Source organism: Gilliamella sp. wkB108 (assembly GCF_001690195.1).
GTDB lineage: Bacteria > Pseudomonadota > Gammaproteobacteria > Enterobacterales > Orbaceae > Gilliamella > Gilliamella apicola_L.
Window position 1 is genome coordinate 1 of sequence record NZ_LZGM01000064.1, and the last position, 1858, is coordinate 1858.

Consider the following 1858-nt stretch of genomic DNA (forward strand, 5'->3'; position numbering starts at 1 on the left):
TGAAATTGACAATCAACAATTTTATGATAGCAAAGCACCTATCTCTCCTGATACGTTTGAATATGGACTTTTTGATTTTTACTTAGAACATCACCAACCAAGTGAGGAAAGTAAGTAATCATTAAATGGGAAAATAAAATAATATATTAATCAGTAATCTATAAACAATAACTAAAGTAACACAATGAAAGAGAAGCAGTTAAGTAAAGTGTCATTGTACGGTTATGCTAGATTATCGCAAATATTCGGCGCAAACGCCCTATTTAGGAAAGTTAAAATATGGAAAATAGATTAAAAATAGGTATGGTGGCTATTATTCTTTGCTTTTTGGCTGTTCAATCTGCTTACGCACAGACAGTAATGGATAACCAAACGGCTATTATTAACCAATTAAAAGCTCAAGCTATTGAACCCAATAAAACCTATTTTCAGCGTAATTTTAGTAATTATATGAATAATAAATATAGTTTTCCACGAGAAAAACTATTTTTAGCAATTAGTAATGCTTTAGAAACAGATCCAAGTACGTTTCCTATGGCTAGACAAAATATTGCCGAAATCAAATTAAATAATCATTATCAATACCAAGATGTATTGGAACGTGATAGAAATATCATCGAAATATTATACCCAACAGATGCGTTTCAAGCCCTTGATGATGGGGTTCATTTTTATATTTTCGATGAAAATAATCAGTTACAAAAAAAAGAGAAATTTGAAGATGTATTTGAGTTACCTTGCTATTTACGGGTTGAAAAGAAAAATGGCGTAGTCATCAGTATCCAAAAAAGACCGTTAACGGCCATTGCCCACTATGTTTATGATTATTGGCCAAACCAGAATTTAAAACATACAGTATTGGAAATGTATAATAATAATCAACAATTAATATTCTTTTATGAAATTTTTTACGATGAAAACGGAAAAAGCATAAAAAGTAATGAAAAAAATATATTGACCGGGCAAACCATACAATCTACCTACCTTGAAAAAAATGGCATTGAGAGTATAGCAGAGTATTTTGATAATCAGGGTATTAAAACCAATCATGTTATCTATTATGATAAATCTAAAAAACCTTACCCTCGGATTGATAATCAGCGATTAAACCAGCAAGGCGAAGTAATCGAAACAACAAATCAAAGACCTGATGAAATTTTTGAGACAAGTCAGAGTTTAGAGGAAACTCATCCTTACAATACCTTAATTATGGATATAGAAAAAAGCGATATTACTGTAACCGATTCATTATTTGAACATACCTTTGATATCAATACCACACCGTGGGATAGCGAAGCCATAAACCGGGCAAAATTTTTGGGCATTAAGCCAAATCAAACTTATTATAATAAACTACCATATCCTTATTTTTTTAAAGATCGCTATAAAAACTTCCCTCATCAAGCACCATTAAGCTTAATTGAGGCCGAAAATCAGCAACCTAAAGAGAAATACAGTGATTTAATCAAATTTGAAGTGGGTGATAACTACCAATATAAAACCCTTATCAAAGAAAAATGGCAACAATCCTCCCTCTCTCTACCTTTAGAGCAATTTAAACCATTAGAAAACGATATCTATTTTTTTACAATGGCGGATAACGGGCAATTACAACCATTAGACAATGTAGAGCAAGCAGTTGCATTGCCAAGTTATATTCGTGTAGAAAAAGAGATGGGGAAAATTATCTCCATTGTGCAAAAAACACGCATCATAAAAGTAGCATATCAATTTGAATATAATAACAATACGTTAATTGCTAGCAAATTAAATGTGCTGCAAAGCCCTGTTTTTCAGGACATGCTTATCGAAACCCAATATGAAAATGGTGACTTTATGCCAACTTATCAAGTCATCA

1 protein-coding gene is annotated in these 1858 nt (G+C 31.6%); it reads left to right on the top strand.

Going from position 1 to position 1858, the window contains the following annotated elements:
* Positions 1-279: 279 nt before the first annotated feature.
* Positions 280-1858, top strand: a 1579-nt coding sequence (locus A9G11_RS06165; protein ID WP_141674360.1) for a hypothetical protein, incomplete at its 3' end; no start/stop codon positions are given.